Genomic DNA, 15494 nt, shown 5'->3' with positions numbered 1-15494 from the left:
GTGCTGCGGGCCCTGCGCGTGGCGCTGGCGTTTCTCACCACCCTGCCGCTGCCGCCGCTGGCTTGGCGTGAGGACGACCTGCGGCGCGGCGTACGCGCCTACCCGCTCGCAGGGCTCGTGCTGGGAGCGCTCCTCTACCTGACCGGGTGGCTTTTGCGCGGCCTCCCCGAACCGCTGAGCGGCGCGCTCCTCGTCGGCGCGTGGCTTCTTTTCACGGGTGCGCTGCACTTCGACGGTTTTTGCGACCTCGCCGACGCGGCTTTGGCGAGCAGACCGCCCGCGGAGCGCCAGCAGATCGCCCGCGACCCGCACCTGGGCGCTTTCGCGCTCGCGGCCGGCGGCGTGCTGCTGCTCGTCAAAGCTGCGGCCGCCGGCGCCGCCCCTCTCACCGCGCTGCTTTTCGCCCCGCTCGTAAGCCGCACCACCGTGGTGCTGCCGATGGCGCTCGCGCCCTTGGGAGCGGGCAGCCGCTTGGGACGCCTTGCGCGCCCGAACCCGCGCGACGTGCCCCTGCCGCTGCTCCTGGGGCTGGGGCTAGGGGGCGCGCTCGCCTGGAGGGTGGGGGCGCTCTCGCTCTTCGCGCTCCTTTTCGCCGTCTCCCTCCTCTGCACGCTGCTCCTGGCGGCGTGGCTCGCGCGGCGCCTCGCGGGGCTCGGTGGGGACGCCTACGGGGCGATGATCGAGGCCAGCGAAACCCTGATGCTCGTCGCGGCGGTGGCGGCGTGAGCGGGCCGCGCGGCGAGCGCCTCCCCTTCGGGGCGCCGGGGGTAACGCTGCGCCGCACCCTGCCGAGCGCGCGCGCCTGGCGCCACCACCTCCTACTCGAGCTGCCGGGGCGCTGCGCGGCGCTCTCGAGCGCGCCCCTCGGCGGCGGCTTTAGCCGCCCCCGCTTCGTGTTGAGCTGCAGCGTCGAACGGGGGTGGTGCTCGGACGACCCGGCGGGGGAGCTGCGGCGCTACGCGCGCGCGCTCGACCTCCCCCCCGCTGAGACGCTCGGGCTGCTCACCGCGGTGAGCATGGCGGAGCTCGAGACCGCCTCGGCGGCGCGCGCGGGGTGGCGCGTCCACGCGCTCGTCACGGCCGGGGTGGGCAACGCCGCCGCCGCCGGCGGGCGCGACCCGCTCGGGGCGGGGGCGGCAGGCGCCGGGACGGTCAACCTCATCGTGCTGCTCGAGGGCGCGCTCGAGCCTGCCGCGCTCGTCGGGGCGGTGCAGAGCGCCACCGAGGCCAAAACCGCCGCGCTGCGCGACGCCAACGTCCGGACGCCCTTCGGGGAGCTCGCCACGGGCACCACCACCGACACGGTGAGCGTGGTCAGCCTCGCCCCCGCGCCCCGAAGCCCCTACGCGGGGCTCGCCACGGCGCCCGGCTTTCTGGTCGCCGACACCGCCTACACCGCGCTCGCGCGCGCTTTAAGGAGGCTCGATGGCTAAGACCCCGCCGACGACCTACACCACCCCCAAACCCCAGGGCGAGCGCCGCGGGCTCGTCATCGTCTATACGGGCCACGGCAAGGGCAAGACGACCGCCGCCCTGGGCCTTTTGCTGCGCGCGCACGGGCGCGGCCTAAAAACGCGCCTGTTTCAATTTATCAAACACGAGGGGGCGAGCTTCGGCGAGCACCGCGCGCTCGCCGCCCTCGGCGTCCCCTACGAGGGGTTGGGCGACGGCTTCTCGTGGCGTTCGCGCGACCTAGAGGCCAGCCGCGCGCTCGCGGTCGCCGGCTGGGAGCGGGCCAAAGCGGCGATCCTTAGCGGCGCGTACGACCTCGTGGTGCTCGACGAGGTGACCTACCCCGTGTCGTGGGGGTGGCTCGAGGTGGACGACGTCATCGCGACCTTGCGGGCAAGGCCCCCCAAGATGCACGTGGTGCTGACCGGCCGCGACGCGCACGAGCGGCTTCTAGCGGTCGCCGACACCGTCACGGAGATGCACAAGGTCAAGCACGCCTTCGACGCCGGGGTGCCCGCGCAGCGGGGTGTCGAGCACTGATGGCGCCGGTGGGCGTGCCGTTTGGGGCCGCGCTCCTCAGCCTCGCGCTCGACCTGTGTTTTGGCGAGCCGCCCGCGCGGCTGCACCCGGTCGTGGCGATGGGGCGCTACTTGAACCTCAAGGGGGCGCTCTTGGCGCGCGCCCGCCGCCCCAGGGCGCGCCTCGCTGCGGGGTTCGGGTTCGTCGCCCTGGGCGCGGCGCTCTCGGGCGGCCTCGCTTGGGGGGTGCAGCGCGGCGCGCAGCGCCTCCCCGACCCCGCGCGGAGGCCGCTGCTCGCGTGCGCGCTCGCGCCGCTCTTTAGCGTCCGGGCGCTTCTAACGGCCGGCGGGGCGGTGCGGGACGCTCTGGCGGCGGGCGACCTGACGGCCGCGCGGCGGCTGCTCGGGTGGCACCTGGTGAGCCGCGAGACCGCTGGGCTCACGCCGAGCGAGGTCGCGGGGGCGGCGGTCGCGTCGCTCGCGGAGAACCTCACCGATAGCATCACCGCGCCCCTTCTCTACGCGGCCGCCTTCGGGTTGCCGGGGGCGGCGGTCTACCGCTTCGTCAACACCGCCGACGCGGTGCTCGGCTACCGCACGCCGGCGCTCGAGCACTTCGGCAGAGCGGCCGCCCGCGCCGACGACCTCTTGAGCTTCGTCCCGGCGCGCCTCTCGGGGGGGCTGCTGCTCCTCGCCCTCACGCTCGCGGGCGGCGACGCGCGCGCCGCGTGGCGCGGCCTCAAACGCGACGCGCGGCGCACCCCGAGCCCGAACGGCGGGGTCACCATGGCGCTCGCCGCCGCCGGGCTCGGGGTGCGGCTCGAAAAGCGCGGCGTCTACGTCCTTAACGCCGCCGGTCGGGCACCCACCGCCGCCGACATCGGGCGCGCGCAGCAGCTTGTGGGGGCTGCGCTCGGGCTCGGGATGCTCGGCTGGTGGCTTTTAGGGAGCGCGCGTGCCCGAGCCTAAACCGTGGCTGCACCTCCCCCCCCTCCCCCACGGCGGCCCCGACGGCACCGCCGTGGGGGAGGGGCGCGACTTCAGCGTCAACAGCAACCCCTTCGGGCCGCCCCCCGAGCTGCTCGAGCACCTGCGCGAGCTCGCGCTCGCCAGCTACCCCGACCCGAGCTACAAGGAGGCGCGCGCGGCCGCCGCGGCGCACCACGGCGCCCCGCTCGAGCGGGTCACCTTGGGGAGCGCCGCCGAACTCATCTACCGGCTCGCAGCCTGCTACCTGCGCCCGAACGACGCGGTGCTGGTCGCCACCCCGACCTTCGGCGAGTACGCCCGCGCGAGCCAGCTGCAGGGGGCGCGGGTCGCCACCTGCGCGGTCTACCGGCGGGGCGCACCCCCCGACGCGGCGGCCCTCGCGCGCGCCGTGGAGAGTGTTCGCCCCGCGCTCGTGTGGCTCTGCCACCCGAACAACCCCACGGGGCACGCCTGGGAGGCGGGGGCGCTGCACGAGCTCGCCGAGCGCTGCGCGGCGCGGGGGGCGCTGCTGGTGCTCGACGCGGCCTACCTCGAGCTGAGCGAACGCGCGAGCGCCCCCGCCGAGCTCCCCGAGGGCGCGGTGCAGCTCCACGCGCTCACCAAAACCTTCGCCGTCGCGGGGCTGCGCGCGGGTTACGCGCTCGCCCCCGCCGAGGTCGCCGAGGTGCTGCGCCGCGCCGCCCCCCCCTGGTCGGTGAGCACCCCCGCGGCGGCCGCCGTGCGCTGGTGCCGCTCGCCGGCCGCCGCGGCCTTCGTGCGCCACAGCGTGCCGCGCCTCTTGGCCGAGCGCCGCGCGTTGCAACGGGGGTTGTGCGCGCTCGGGCTCGAGGTTTGGGAGAGCGCCACGAGCTTCTTTTTGGTGGAGGTCGGGAGCGCGAGCGCGGTGAGCGCTCGCGCCCGCGCGGCGGGGTTTCGGCTGCGCGACGCCTCGAGCTTGGGGCTAGACAGCTGCGTGCGGCTCGCGGCGGGGCGCCCCGAGGACAACCACCGCTTGTTGGCGGCGTTCCCGCGCTTTCTCGGTCCCGGAGGGAGCGATGCGTGAGCACGCAACGGAGCACGCCGGGGGGCTCGAGCTGTGGCTCGTGCGCCACGGCGAGAGCCTCTGGAACCTCGAGGGGCGGGTGCAGGGGCAGGGCGACCCGGCGCTCAGCGACCGGGGCCGCGAGGCGGCGCGGCGCCTGCGGCCGCGCCTGCAGCGCGCGGCGTTCGACGCGGTCTTCACCTCCGACCTCGCGCGCGCCCGGGAGACGGCGCGGCTCGCCCTGCCGGGGCGGAGCGCCGTACCGGACGCGCGCCTGCGCGAGCTCGCCTTCGGCCGCTGGGAGGGGCGGCGCTGGCAGGAGGTCGCCGCGTCCGACGGCACCGCGCTCGGGGCGTGGTACGACGACCCTTACGCGCACGCGCCGACCGGCGGTGAGCGCTACGAAGCGCTCCTGGCGCGCGTAACGGCGTGGCGGCGCGAGCTAGGCGCGCGCGGGCGGGTGCTCGCCTTTACCCACGGCGGCCCCATCTTGGCCCTTCTCTACAGCCTGACGGGGACCCCGCAGGGGGGGCGGTGGCGCTTCGCGGTGCCGCCCGCGAGCCTGAGCAAACTCGTCTTGGGCGACCGGGGGGCGATCCTCCAGACGGTCGGCGACGTCGCCCACCTCGAGGACCTCCCCCCCGAGGACGCCCGCGCACAGGGGCCGGCGTGAGGGGGCGGGCGCTCATGGTGCAGGGGTGCAGCAGCGGCGCGGGCAAGTCGTACCTGACAGCCGCCCTCTGCCGCCTCTACGCGCGGCGCGGCGTGCGGGTCGCCCCCTTCAAAGCGCAGAACATGAGCAACAACGCCGGCGTCACGCCCGACGGGCTCGAGATGAGCCGCGCGCAGCTCGTGCAGGCCCGCGCCGCTCGCGTCGTCCCCGACGTGCGGATGAACCCGGTGCTGCTCAAACCCGAAGGCGACCGGCGCTCGCAGGTCGTGCTCCTCGGCCGCGCCGACCCGGCGCTCTCACGGCTCCCCTGGGAGGCGCGCAAGGCGCGCCTCTGGCCGCACGTGGCGGCGTCGTTGCGGGGCCTTCTGGAGGCGTTCGAGCTGGTCATCTTGGAGGGCGCGGGCAGCCCCGCCGAGGTCAACTTGAAAGCGGGCGACATCGTCAACATGCGCGCCGCGCTCGAGGCCGACGCGAAGGTGCTCCTCGTCGCCGACATCGACCGCGGGGGGGCGTTCGCCCACCTCTTGGGCACCTGGGCGTGCTTGGAGGCGGCCGAACGGGAGACGCTCCTCGGTTTCGTGCTCAACAAGTTCCGCGGCGACCCCGCCCTCTTGGGGGACGCCACGGCGTGGTTAGCGGCGCGCACGGGGCGGCCGACTTTGGGGGTGGTGCCCTATCTGCCGCTCGCGCTCCCCGAGGAGGACGCGCAGGACCTGCCGCCGGCGGGGGCGGCCGCGCGCGAGGCGCCCGTCCGGGTGGCCGCTCTGCGCTTTCCGACGGTCTCCAACTTCGACGAGTTCGGCCCCCTCGCGCGGCACCCGGCGGTGGCGCTCAGCTGGGTCGAGGCGCCGAGCGCGCTGGCCGCGGCCGACCTCATCGTGCTGCCCGGCTCGAAGCACCTCACCACGGACGCCGCTTGGCTGCAACGCACCGGCCTCGGGGCGGCGGTGCAGGAGCGCGCGGAGAGCGGCGCGCTGGTGCTCGGGATCTGCGGTGGGATGCAGCTCTTGGGCCGCGTCATCCACGACCCCCACGGGCTCGAGGGGGCAGCGGGGACGGTTACGGGGTTGGGGCTTTTGGACCTGGAGACCACCCTGGCGCCCATTAAGGTCACGCGAAACGTCCAAAGTACCCTGTTGGCGACGGGCGAAACGGTCACCGGCTACGAGATTCACCACGGCCGCACCCGCGCCGGGGGCCGCGCGCAACCCCTCCTTGCCGACGGCCTCGGGTTTCGGCAGGGGCGCGTCCTGGGCGTCTATCCGCACGGGCTCTTGGAGGACGCGGCGTTCGTCCGCTACCTGCTCGGCGCGCTCGGCGTGAGCGCGGCACAGCTAGACCCCGAGGCGGGGCTCGAGGCGGCGCTCGACCGGCTCGCCGACCACGTCGAGGCGCACTTAGACGTCAGCGCCATCGACGACGCCCTCTTTCGCGGGCGCGCCCCGCGGCGCCCCCCGCGGCTCGTGCTGGTCACCGGCGGGGCGCGCTCGGGCAAGTCGCGCTACGCCGAGGCGCTCGTGCGGCGCTTTTTGGAGCCGGGCGAGGGGGCGCTCTACCTGGCGACGTTGCGCGCGAGCGACCCGGAGATGGCGCGGCGCGTCGCGCGGCACCGCGCGCGGCGACCCGTGAGCTGGCGGACGCTCGAGACCCCGCTCGCCCCGGCCGAGGCGCTCGCGGCGGCCCCCGAGCGGGTGGTGCTGCTCGACTGCCTGTCGGGCTACGTCGCGAACCTGCTCCTTAGCCGCTACGCTGCGGGCGAACAGAGCGAAGCGGAGGCCGCCGCGCAGGCCGGCGACGAGGCCATCGCGGCGGCCTTGGCGGGGGTCGACGCGCTTTTGGGGGCGGTTCGCCGCGCGGGCAAAACCGTCGTGGTGGTGACCAACGAGGTCGGTAGCGGGGTGGTGCCCGCCTACGCGCTCGGTCGCCTTTTCCGCGACGCGCTGGGCCTCGCCAACGCCCGCGTCGCCGCGGCTGCCGACGCCGTGGCGCTCTGCGTGGTGGGGCTGCCGCAGCTCCTCAAGGGCACCCTGCCGGAGGTGACGCTCGATGAGGGGGACGCGTGACGGCTGAGGCGACCTTTCGGGGGGCGCTAGCGCGCGTTCACAGGGTCGACGAAAAGCTCTACCAGCGGGCGCTAGCGCGGCACGCCGCGCTCACCAAACCCCCCGGCAGCTTGGGCGCGCTCGAGCCCCTCGGCGCGCGCCTCGCGGCGGTGTTGGGTACGCTTAAACCGCGCCCAGAGGGCCGCGCGGTCGCCGTTTTCGCCGCCGACCACGGCGTCGCGGCGGCGGGGGTGTCGGCCTACCCGCAGAGCGTCACGGCGGGGATGGTCCGCAACTTTCTCGCCGGCGGCGCGGCCGTCAACGCGCTCGCCGCCGCCGCCGGCGCAAAGCTGCTGATCGTCGACGTCGGGGTCGCCGCCGACGTCGACGATCACCCGGCGCTGTGGTCGCGCAAGGTCGCGCGCGGCACCCGCAACATGCTCCACGGCCCCGCCATGACCCGCGCCGAGCTCTTCGCGGCGTGCGCCGCGGGGGTCGAGGCGGCCGAGCACCTCGCCGCGCGCGGGGCTGTGCTCTTAGCCGGTGGCGAGATGGGCATCGGCAACACGACCGCCGCCGCGGCCCTCACCGCGCACCTCACGGGCGCCCCCGCCCGGGCCGTCACGGGGCGCGGGAGCGGCTTGGACGACGCGGGGCTAGCGCGCAAGGTGGCCGTCGTTGAACAGGTGCTCGAGCGCCACGGGGAGCAGGCGACGGAGCCGCTCGAGGCGCTCAGGCGTTTTGGCGGCCTCGAGATCGCCGCCTTGACCGGTTTTTACGTCGGCGCCGCGGCCCTGCGCGCCCCCGTGGTGCTCGACGGATTTATCGCCACCGCCGCGGCGCTCGTCGCCGCCGCGCTGGCCCCGGCGGTGCGCGACTACCTCTTCGCCGCGCACCGCTCCCAAGAACCCGGCCACGCGGTGCAGCTGCAGCACCTCGGGCTAACCCCGCTTTTCGACCTCGGGCTGCGGCTCGGCGAGGGGTCGGGGGCGGTGCTGGCGTTCGGCCTTTTGGAGGGCGCCGCGGCGGTGCTGCGCGACATGGCGACCTTCGAGGAGGCGGGGCTTTAGCGGCCCGCTTCGACCTCCGCAGCTAGAGCGCGTGGCGGGTGACCCGGGCTCCCACAGACCACGCGCTACAGGCCACGCGCTACAAGCCCGCGCCGACGGCGCCCTAGTAGAACACCGAGCGCGTCCGGTGGCGCGGCGCGGCTTTGTAGCGCTCCTGTTGACCGCGGTTCCACAAGTAGACGTCGAGCTGCCGCGCGCTCACCGCCTCTCCGGCGGCGCGCAGCTGCGCCACGAGCCGCTCGGCGGCGTGCAGCGCGACCGCCCGGATCTCGACCTCCTCCTCTGAGCCCGCCGGGATCAGCGCGCCCGCCTCGAGGCGCGCCACAAGCGCGGGGTCGTAGACCAGCACGCCGTCGACGCGCAGAACGTGCGGGACGAGGTTGTCGGCGAAGATGGTGAGCTGCTCGAGGTCGCTAAAGTGGCCGTAGCCCTGCCCGTCAAACGCTAGCGCGAGGTCCGAGGGGGCGATCTGGGCGCGCTTGTAAAGGGGCACGCGGAGCTCGCCGTAGCGCGCGACGTCCCGGAAGTAGGGCATCTCGGCCAAGAGCTCAGCGAGGCGCTCCGCGCGCCCCTGTGCCGCCGCCACGAGCGCTGCAAACGAGCCGCCGAAGCGCTCTACGAGGTAGCTGCCGAGCTGGTGCAGCGCCTCGGTAAAGTGGCGCATCAGCTCGGCGCGCACCGGGTCGCCTAGGTCTTGGCCGAAGAGCGCGGCGGTGCGCGGCGGGGTGAGCGCCACGAGCTCGCGCGGCGCGAGGGGACCGTGCGCCTCAAAGTGCTCCTTAAGGGCCAGCGCGACCGTGAAGTACCCCGACTTGCCGGGGCGTTTGCGCAGGTGCGGGAAGTAGCCGGAGCCGAAGTTGACCGCGTCGAGGGTGAGGTTAAAGGCCAGCATGGCCTCGGGGTCGCCCACGTAGTGGTGCGCCGCGTCGTAACGGGGGGCGGTCACGGAGGCGAGCTCGAGCGTCTCGGCAAAGCGCGCTAGCCCCCCCTCATCGAGGCGCACCCACCGCGAGCGCCGCGCCACCTCGGCGCACGCCGCGCGAATCTCGGCGAGCACTACCAGAACCTTTGGCAGAGCTCGAGGCAGCGCTCGCGCTCGACCCCGCCGCGCAGGGTCGGCGCGTGCTGCACCCGGCCGAAGAGCTCCTCGCAGGAGAGCGCGATCTGCGGCACCCCCAGCTCGGCGACCTCGGCGATCGAGGCGCCGAAGACCACCCCCGAGACCCCGCTCCACACGCACGCCGCGGCGCACATCGGGCAGGGTTCGACGGTCGTGTAGAGGGTGCAACCGTCTAGGTCGGTGGTGACGAGCTCGCGGCAGGCGCGGCGGATAAGGCTCAGCTCGGCGTGCGCGCTCGGGTCGCGGTCTTTGGCGACGGTGTTGGCGGCTTCGGCGAGCAGCGCCCCACCGCGCACCAGCACCGCGCCGAACATCGTCTGGCCGCGCTCGGCGACCTCGGCCGCGAGGCGCATCCACGCCTCCGGCGGGCGCGCGGGAGGGGGGGTCGTGGGGGTCATGCAACCTCCTCGCAGGGTGCAGCGACGGCTAAAAGCGGTAGACCGCCGCGAGCGGGCCGTCGCCGGGGACCTCGTCGGGCGCCACGGCGTACACCGTGCCGCCGTACAGGAGGGTGTAGGTCGCGGCCGCGTCGTAGAGGTCGTAGCTCTCGGGCCCCTCGTCGGTGCGCTCCAAGCGGCGCGCTTCGGCGTCGAAGGTGCCCCACGCGCGCTCGCCCAGGGGGACGAAGAGCGTCGCGATGCGGGCGTCGAGCGCGGCCCACAGGACCTCCTCGAGCGCCGTACCCGCGCGCCCCGTCCCGAGCGCCTCACCGAACGCGGCGGCGTCGCGCTCGCGCTGCGCCCGGAAGTGCGGTTCGACGACCTCCCAAGCGCGCGCGTGCAGCTCCTCTTCGCGCAGGCCCTCGGGGTTGCCCTCGACCGCCCTATCGAGCAGGCCGTTGTAGTGGTTCGCCTCCTGGTAGATGGGAAACAGCCCCTTGTCGCCCGCAAACACCACCGGGATGCGGTCCCCTTGGGGCGCCAAAAGCGCGCGCAGGCCGTTGTCGAAGGCGCGGAAAAAGCGCAGGATGTTCGTCTTGCGCTCGTCTTCGCCAGCCCCTTGCCCCTGAACGAGCGCCTCGCCGCCGCGGTTGGCGGCCGTCACGGTGTAGTGCTCGTGAAAGGGCTCGGGGTCGTCGTACTGCAGCGCCTCCTCGAGGCTCGTCGGGACGCCCTCTACGGGCACCTCGGTCACGCTGTAGCGCGTCGCCTCCAAAAGCCGCGCGCCCCCCAAGCTCATCGCCAGGATGAAAAAGCGCCCGTCGCCCGTTAGCAGCGGCAGGAGCGGTTTGAGGTGGGTGCGCCGCGCGACGACGGTCAGCTCGTCTGGCGCGTACGGGAGCAGAAAGTGCCTTTCGCTCCCCCCCTGTACGAACACCGCGAGCCCCTCGCGCTGGTTCTGCCAGAAGCGGTAGTCGTCGAGCTTGCGGGCGGGCGCTAGGAGCGCGTCGATGTCGTCGCCCTTGAGGCCGTGGCGCCTCAGCTGCTCCTCGGCCTCCTGCAGGCGGTTTTTAAAGCGGATGGGGTTTTCGCGCGTGTCTTTGCCCGCCTTGTGCGTCGGCATGTAGATCGACACCGCGTAGCCCTCCCCCTGTTCGCTTAGAGCGGTCAGATCCTCTTTGGTCGGGATGTCCATCGGTCCCCCTCTCGTGAATCGGCGTAGATACCCGCAGGCGCCACCCTCAGGCGCGCCAGGCCCGTCGTGCGTCGACGGGTGTGACGGCGTGCCACGTGCCGCACGCCGTTGTCACGCCCGCTCGCGCCCGCGTCGGCGCGAGCGGGTTTACCGTGCGGACGTCGCTGCCCCAGACCCGCTTAGGGTCGCACGGCCGTCACGCCGACACTGTAGCGCAGCGTCCGAGGGACGCTGCGCGCGGCCAAAGGGTACAAGTAAGGGGTTACAAGTAGGGCGGGGCGCCTTAGCCGACCGGCCGCACCACCACCCGCCGCTCGCGCCCCTCACCCGAAGACGCGCTCTCGACGCTGGGGTCGTCAGCCAGGGTCATGTGGATCACGCGGCGCTCGGCGGCGCTCATGGGCTCGAGCTCGACCGCCAGCCCCGTTTTGCGCGCGCGCGCGGCCGCCTTGAGGGCGACGCCGCGCAGCCGCTCGTCGCGGCGCGCGCGGTAGCCCCCCACGTCGAGCGAGGCGCGCACGTGCGGCGCGCCCTCGTCGCGGTTGAGCACAGCGTTGGCGAGGTACTCGAGGGCGGCGAGCGTGCGCCCCCCGCGCCCGATGATCTTGCCGGGGTCACCCCCGACGACTTCGGCGCGCAGCTCGCGCTCCCCCGCGGGCGTCACCTCGACCGCGTAACCGGGGTCGAGGTGGAGCAGCAGCCCCACCAAAAAGGCCTCGAGCCGTTCGGCGGCGCTCCCCTCGGCCGCCGCGCTCGGCGCCGGCTCGGCCGCCGCGGCCTGGGGGGCGGTGGGGAGCTTCGGCTGCGCCTCGTCCTCGGTATCGATCCCGAGGTCGCTTAAGTACTTGTCGAGATCGCTCGCCATCGGCTACTTCGCGCGCGCCTTTTTCGTCCGCGGCTTGCCCCCCTTGGCGCCGGTGCCGGTCGCCTTGCCCGAGGCCTCGCGGGTCGCCGGGTTCTGCGCCGCCGTCTCGATCGCCGTCGCCGAGGGGGGTGAGGGCACGGGCGTCACGCCCGTGGCGAGCGTCGCGGGGGCGGCGTCCATGTTGCGTTGAATCAGCCACTGCTGCAGCACCTGGATGAGCATCGAGGTGATCAGGTAGAGCGTCACCCCGGCGGGGAAACCGAAGATGAAAAAGACGAACACCCCGCTGATGAGCAGCTGCTGGCGGAGCATCTGCGTGTTGCCCTTGGAGGCCACCACCGACTGCCCGACCATCACGGCGACGTACAAGATGGGCAGGAGGTAGAAGGGGTCGCTAAGCCCCAGGTCGGGGATCCACAAAAAGCCCTCGTTAAACTCGAAGTTGATAAACACCCGCCACAAGATGATGAAAATAGGCATCTGCACGAGGATCGGTAGACACCCGCCCGCCGGGTTGACCCCCGCCTCCTGGTAGAGCTTCATCGTCTCTTGGGTGAGCTTTTCGCGGTCGTTCTTGTACTTTTTCTGCAGCTCCTGCATCTTCGGCTGGATCTTCTGCATCCCGACCATCGATTTGGTCTGCGCCGAGATCAGCGGCCAGACGAGCGCGCGGAACAGGAGCGTCAGGAGGATAATGGCTAGGCCCCAGCTCCCGACAACGCCGTAGATCGCCTCGAGCACGACGATGATGCCGAGCGAGAGCCTCCCTAAAAGGTTGGGCCGAAAGAGCCCCGGCAGGTCGAGGTACCCCTCTTGGGCGAAGCGCACCATCTCGTTGGGGCCGCCGTACGCTTGCAGCTCGAGCCCCGCAGTCGCCCCCGCTTCGGCCCCCAGGGTCCGCCCGAGCGCGATCTGGTTGGCCGAAAGCGGAAACGCCGCGAGCTCATCCCCGGCCCCCGGCACCTCCGGGTGGGGCCGCAGCACGAGGGCGAAACCCGTGTTGCGGTTGTTGCTCTGGAGCGAGATGTAGTTGGCTGCGGGAAAGGCCTGCGCGGGGGGGTTGAGGGTAAACGACTCGCCCTGACCGACCTTGAGCGCCGGTTGGTTCTGCCGCGCGATCCCCGGAAAAGCGTACTGCACCGCCGCTTCCTCCCCGGCCCCGAGGCGCGTCACCTCGACGGAGACGTCCATCGAGCTCAGCACCGAACTCACGGTCACGACCTTGGTGACCTCGGCGATCTCGCCCACGGTGTACGAAAAGGTGCCGCGCAGGGCGGGGGCGCCCGCGAGCGTCGTCTCCTCCCAGGTGCTGCTCACCCCGCTGCGCGGGTGGTACACCCCGTCAAAGAGCACCGCCCCACCCGGATGCGGGGCCGTGTGGGGGATCAGGTTCTGGTTGTTGTCGAGGGCGTAGTTGCCGCGAAAGTCCTGGCCCCGCTGCTGCTTGGCGTAGAGCGCGACGATCTCGCCGACGTCGTTAAACAGGTAGTCCGCACCCTTGGTGGTGATGAGCTGCAGGGTGGCGTCTCGCGCCTCGCACCAGAACGAGGCGCTCTCCCCCGCGCACAGCTCGTCGAGCAGCTGCGGGTTGCGCAGGTCGGCGGCGCTAAACTCGCTGACGCCGAAGGTCACGCGGGCCGACGCGCTCCCTAGGAGCAGGAGCGCGAGCAAAAAAACCAACTTGACGTTCAAAGTTCCTCCGAAGGGCGCGCGGGGGGCACCGGATCGAAACCACCGGGGTGAAAGGGGTGGCACTTGAGAAGGCGGCGGGCGCCGAGCAGAAGGCCGCGCAGCACCCCGTGCACGCGCACCGCTTCGGCGGTGTAGCGGCTGCACGTCGGGGAGAAGCGGCAGCTCGGGGACGGTTTTAAGGGGGATACGTAGCGCTGGTAGAACGTAATGGGCGCCAAGACGAGCCGCTGCGCGAGCGAGAGCTTAGCCCCCCCGCTCATAGCAGCTGCCCCTTGCGTAGGGCGTGCTCGAGGGCGCTTCTAAGCTGCCCGTAGTCGGCCTCGGCGGCGTCCGGGCGCGCGATGATCACAAGCTCAAAGGCGGGGTGACGCAACCCCTGGGCGGGGTTCGCGCGCGCTTCGGCGCAGGCCAGCACAGCCCGCAACGCCTCGCGCAGGCGGCGGCGGACGCGGTTGCGCAACACCGCTTTGCCGACCTTTTTGCTGACCACGATACCTACGAACGCGGTGCTCACGGGCGCACCCGCCGGAGCACCGCTGGGCGGGCGCAGGGGGCGCCAGCGGAGGCTGAGGAGCTTGGCGTGCCCCGCCCGACCCCGGCGCAGACGTTGAAAGGCGCGGTCACCCTTTAACGACTGGATGACCGGCATGGGCGTTACTCGTCTGAAACGGAGAGTTTGGCGCGGCCTTTGGCGCGGCGACGGCGGATGACGTTGCGGCCGGCGGCGGTCTTCATACGGGCGCGAAAGCCGTGGGTCTTGGCGCGCTTGCGCCGGTTGGGTTGATAGGTACGTTTCATACGCTTCCTCCAAGGGGTGACCACGCTGACGAAGGCTTCACGGGGATGTTATGGGGCCCTGGCAGTGAGGTGGCGGCCACCCGACAAGACGTAAGAGCATACCACATCGCCCCTGCGCTTTGCTAGGCGCGTTCGACCGACCCCGAACGCTGCAGCCCCCCCGAGGACCTACCGATAAGCCGGCGCCAGCGGTGCAAACGCCCCCGCAGCCGCCGCCTCGAGCGCCCCCGCGACCCGCAACAACCGCGCGTCCTCTAACGGGGGGGCCAAAAACTGCACCCCGCAGGGTAGCCCCGGCGTGGGCGCCGGTACGCTCACCGCGCCACACCCCACCAAGTTGGCGAGCACCGTGTCGACGTCGCCCAAGTACATCCTCAGCGGGTCGGCCACCTCGCCCAAGCGGTAGGCGGGGCTCGGCGCGGTCGGCGTGAGCAGCAGGTCAAAGCGCCCGAAGGCGCGCCGCACCTCGTCGGCAATGAGCCGCCGCACCTTGAGCGCTTTTCCGTAAAAAGCCTCGTAGTAACCCGCCGAGAGCGCGTAGGTGCCCACCAGGATGCGGCGGCGCACCTCCGGCCCGAAGAGGGCGCCGCGCGAGCGCCGCATCACCTCCCCCTGGCCGAGGCGGCTTTCACCCACGCGGCGGCTATAGACCATGCCGTCGAAGCGCGCCAGGTTCGAGGAGGCCTCGGCGGGCGCCACGATGTAGTAGGCGGCCGTGCCGTACGGGGCGTGGGGCAAGGAGACCTCGCTGACCTCAGCGCCCAGGTCGCGCAGCGCCGCGGTGGTGCGGCCGAGCGCCTCGCGCACCTCGGGGCTGTTGCCCGCCCCCGAGAGCTCTTTGATGAGCCCGACTCTAAGCCCCGAGAGCTCGGTGCCGGTGCCGAGGTCGGCACTCAGGGGGGGCGCCTCGAGGCTGGTGGCGTCCAAGGGGTCGGGGCCCGCCATCGCCGTCAGCGCGAGCGCGAGGTCGCGCGCGCTGCGCCCGAAGACCCCGACCTGGTCGAGCGAGCTCGCAAAGGCGATGACCCCGCTCCGCGACAGCACGCCGTAGGTGGGCTTAAAGCCCAAGACGCCCGTAAAGCTCGCGGGCTGCCGCACCGACCCCCCCGTGTCGGTACCGAGCGCCAGCGGCACCACCCCCGCCGCCACGGCGACCGCCGAGCCCCCCGACGAGCCCCCGGGCACCCGCTCGAGGTCCCACGGGTTGCGCACCGGGCCGAACGCCGAGTGCTCGTTCGTGCTCCCCATGCCGAACTCGTCGAGGTTGGTCTTGCCGATGACTACCGCGCCCGCCGCCTCGAGCCGCGCGACGACCGTCGCGTCGAAGGGGGGGACGAAGTGCTCTAGAGACCTCGAGCCCGCCGTCGTCCGCACCCCACGGGTGCAGAGGTTGTCTTTCACGGCGACCGGCACACCGGCGAGCGGCGGCGGCGCCTCCCCCGCGGCGAGGCGCGCGTCGAGCGCGCGGGCGCGCGCCAGCGCCGCCTCGCCGCAGAGGGTGATAAACGCGTTTGTCTCGCGCTGCACCCTGTCGGCTCGAGACAGCGCCCGCCGCACCACCGTCTCGGCGCGCTCGCGGCCCGAGCCGACCGCTTCCGCGATGTCGCATGCTAACGTCACCCGTGCAGCATACCGCGCCACCCCACGTTCTCCAAAGACGCCCCCATCACGCCTCGAA

At 72.9% G+C, this 15494-nt stretch carries 17 protein-coding genes; 8 read left to right on the top strand and 9 right to left on the bottom strand.

The genetic code is table 11. The features are described 5' to 3' along the window. The 8 genes from TRAD_RS01940 to cobT are packed head-to-tail and all read left to right on the top strand — an operon-like array spanning window position 1 to window position 7766. Entirely contained in the window at window positions 1–726 is a 726-nt protein-coding gene (locus tag TRAD_RS01940) for an adenosylcobinamide-GDP ribazoletransferase (RefSeq protein WP_013176901.1), read from the top strand. Then, window positions 723–1433, top strand: a complete 711-nt coding sequence (locus tag TRAD_RS01935) for an adenosylcobinamide amidohydrolase (protein WP_013176900.1) — start codon at window positions 723–725, stop codon at window positions 1431–1433. Before TRAD_RS01940 ends, TRAD_RS01935 begins: the two co-directional genes overlap by 4 nt. Then, window positions 1426–1992, top strand: coding sequence for a cob(I)yrinic acid a,c-diamide adenosyltransferase (gene cobO / locus TRAD_RS01930; protein ID WP_013176899.1), 567 nt, complete (start codon window positions 1426–1428; stop codon window positions 1990–1992). The genes TRAD_RS01935 and cobO overlap by 8 nt, the downstream gene beginning before the upstream one ends. After that, window positions 1992–2939, top strand: coding sequence for an adenosylcobinamide-phosphate synthase CbiB (cbiB, locus tag TRAD_RS01925; protein ID WP_013176898.1), 948 nt, complete (start codon window positions 1992–1994; stop codon window positions 2937–2939). The genes cobO and cbiB overlap by 1 nt, the downstream gene beginning before the upstream one ends. Next, window positions 2926–4002 carry a pyridoxal phosphate-dependent aminotransferase gene (locus TRAD_RS01920; RefSeq protein WP_013176897.1) on the top strand — a complete coding sequence of 359 codons (1077 nt, stop codon included), beginning with the start codon at window positions 2926–2928 and terminating at the stop codon, window positions 4000–4002. The genes cbiB and TRAD_RS01920 overlap by 14 nt, the downstream gene beginning before the upstream one ends. After that, window positions 3995–4654, top strand: a complete 660-nt coding sequence (locus TRAD_RS01915) for a histidine phosphatase family protein (protein WP_013176896.1) — start codon at window positions 3995–3997, stop codon at window positions 4652–4654. Before TRAD_RS01920 ends, TRAD_RS01915 begins: the two co-directional genes overlap by 8 nt. After that, complete coding sequence (locus TRAD_RS01910) at window positions 4651–6717, top strand: cobyric acid synthase (protein WP_221401636.1); 2067 nt, start codon at window positions 4651–4653, stop codon at window positions 6715–6717. Before TRAD_RS01915 ends, TRAD_RS01910 begins: the two co-directional genes overlap by 4 nt. Further along, window positions 6714–7766, top strand: a complete 1053-nt coding sequence (gene cobT, locus TRAD_RS01905) for a nicotinate-nucleotide--dimethylbenzimidazole phosphoribosyltransferase (protein WP_013176894.1) — start codon at window positions 6714–6716, stop codon at window positions 7764–7766. The genes TRAD_RS01910 and cobT overlap by 4 nt, the downstream gene beginning before the upstream one ends. Window positions 7767–7869: 103 nt before the next feature. On the opposite strand, the gene TRAD_RS01900 is transcribed toward cobT, so the two are convergent. The 9 genes from TRAD_RS01900 to gatA all read right to left on the bottom strand — a co-directional run bounded on the left by TRAD_RS01900 (window position 7870) and on the right by gatA (window position 15436). Beyond that, a complete protein-coding gene (locus TRAD_RS01900) occupies window positions 7870–8823 on the bottom strand; it encodes a queuosine 5'-phosphate N-glycosylase/hydrolase (protein ID WP_013176893.1) in 954 nt (317 codons plus the stop codon). After that, entirely contained in the window at window positions 8823–9284 is a 462-nt protein-coding gene (locus TRAD_RS01895; RefSeq protein ID WP_013176892.1) for a nucleoside deaminase, read from the bottom strand. The genes TRAD_RS01900 and TRAD_RS01895 overlap by 1 nt, the downstream gene beginning before the upstream one ends. A 28-nt stretch (window positions 9285–9312) precedes the next feature. Next, on the bottom strand, window positions 9313–10461 hold the full coding sequence (locus TRAD_RS01890) for a baeRF3 domain-containing protein (RefSeq protein ID WP_013176891.1): 1149 nt from the start codon (window positions 10459–10461) through the stop codon (window positions 9313–9315). A gap of 283 nt (window positions 10462–10744) precedes the next feature. Further along, window positions 10745–11326, bottom strand: a complete 582-nt coding sequence (locus tag TRAD_RS01885; RefSeq protein ID WP_013176890.1) for a Jag family protein — start codon at window positions 11324–11326, stop codon at window positions 10745–10747. A gap of 3 nt (window positions 11327–11329) precedes the next feature. Then, the gene (locus tag TRAD_RS14970; RefSeq protein WP_013176889.1) at window positions 11330–13018 is read right to left on the bottom strand and encodes a YidC/Oxa1 family membrane protein insertase; all 1689 of its coding nucleotides are present in this window, start codon (window positions 13016–13018) and stop codon (window positions 11330–11332) included. Beyond that, the gene (yidD, locus tag TRAD_RS01875) at window positions 13015–13278 is read right to left on the bottom strand and encodes a membrane protein insertion efficiency factor YidD (RefSeq protein ID WP_013176888.1); all 264 of its coding nucleotides are present in this window, start codon (window positions 13276–13278) and stop codon (window positions 13015–13017) included. The genes TRAD_RS14970 and yidD overlap by 4 nt, the downstream gene beginning before the upstream one ends. Continuing rightward, window positions 13275–13667 carry a ribonuclease P protein component gene (rnpA, locus tag TRAD_RS01870; protein WP_013176887.1) on the bottom strand — a complete coding sequence of 131 codons (393 nt, stop codon included), beginning with the start codon at window positions 13665–13667 and terminating at the stop codon, window positions 13275–13277. The genes yidD and rnpA overlap by 4 nt, the downstream gene beginning before the upstream one ends. 5 nt (window positions 13668–13672) lie before the next feature. After that, on the bottom strand, window positions 13673–13816 hold the full coding sequence (rpmH, locus tag TRAD_RS01865; protein ID WP_013176886.1) for a 50S ribosomal protein L34: 144 nt from the start codon (window positions 13814–13816) through the stop codon (window positions 13673–13675). A gap of 168 nt (window positions 13817–13984) precedes the next feature. Continuing rightward, window positions 13985–15436 carry an Asp-tRNA(Asn)/Glu-tRNA(Gln) amidotransferase subunit GatA gene (gene gatA / locus TRAD_RS01860; protein WP_041947093.1) on the bottom strand — a complete coding sequence of 484 codons (1452 nt, stop codon included), beginning with the start codon at window positions 15434–15436 and terminating at the stop codon, window positions 13985–13987. Window positions 15437–15494 lie beyond the last annotated feature (58 nt).

It is taken from the genome of Truepera radiovictrix DSM 17093 (genome assembly GCF_000092425.1).
Lineage (GTDB): Bacteria > Deinococcota > Deinococci > Deinococcales > Trueperaceae > Truepera > Truepera radiovictrix.
This window is presented reverse-complemented; position numbering and strand designations above follow the sequence as displayed.

What these genes read in the sequence shown, in the direction of transcription:
- cobO (WP_013176899.1), top strand. Translation starts at nt 1,426, where the DNA reads ATGGCTAAGACCCCGCCGACGACCTACACCACCCCCAAACCCCAGGGC.
- cbiB (WP_013176898.1), top strand. Translation starts at nt 1,992, where the DNA reads ATGGCGCCGGTGGGCGTGCCGTTTGGGGCCGCGCTCCTCAGCCTCGCG.
- TRAD_RS01915 (WP_013176896.1), top strand. Translation starts at nt 3,995, where the DNA reads ATGCGTGAGCACGCAACGGAGCACGCCGGGGGGCTCGAGCTGTGGCTC.
- TRAD_RS01895 (WP_013176892.1), bottom strand. Translation starts at nt 9,284, where the DNA reads ATGACCCCCACGACCCCCCCTCCCGCGCGCCCGCCGGAGGCGTGGATG.
- TRAD_RS01890 (WP_013176891.1), bottom strand. Translation starts at nt 10,461, where the DNA reads ATGGACATCCCGACCAAAGAGGATCTGACCGCTCTAAGCGAACAGGGG.
- TRAD_RS01885 (WP_013176890.1), bottom strand. Translation starts at nt 11,326, where the DNA reads ATGGCGAGCGATCTCGACAAGTACTTAAGCGACCTCGGGATCGATACC.
- yidD (WP_013176888.1), bottom strand. Translation starts at nt 13,278, where the DNA reads ATGAGCGGGGGGGCTAAGCTCTCGCTCGCGCAGCGGCTCGTCTTGGCG.
- rnpA (WP_013176887.1), bottom strand. Translation starts at nt 13,667, where the DNA reads ATGCCGGTCATCCAGTCGTTAAAGGGTGACCGCGCCTTTCAACGTCTG.
- rpmH (WP_013176886.1), bottom strand. Translation starts at nt 13,816, where the DNA reads ATGAAACGTACCTATCAACCCAACCGGCGCAAGCGCGCCAAGACCCAC.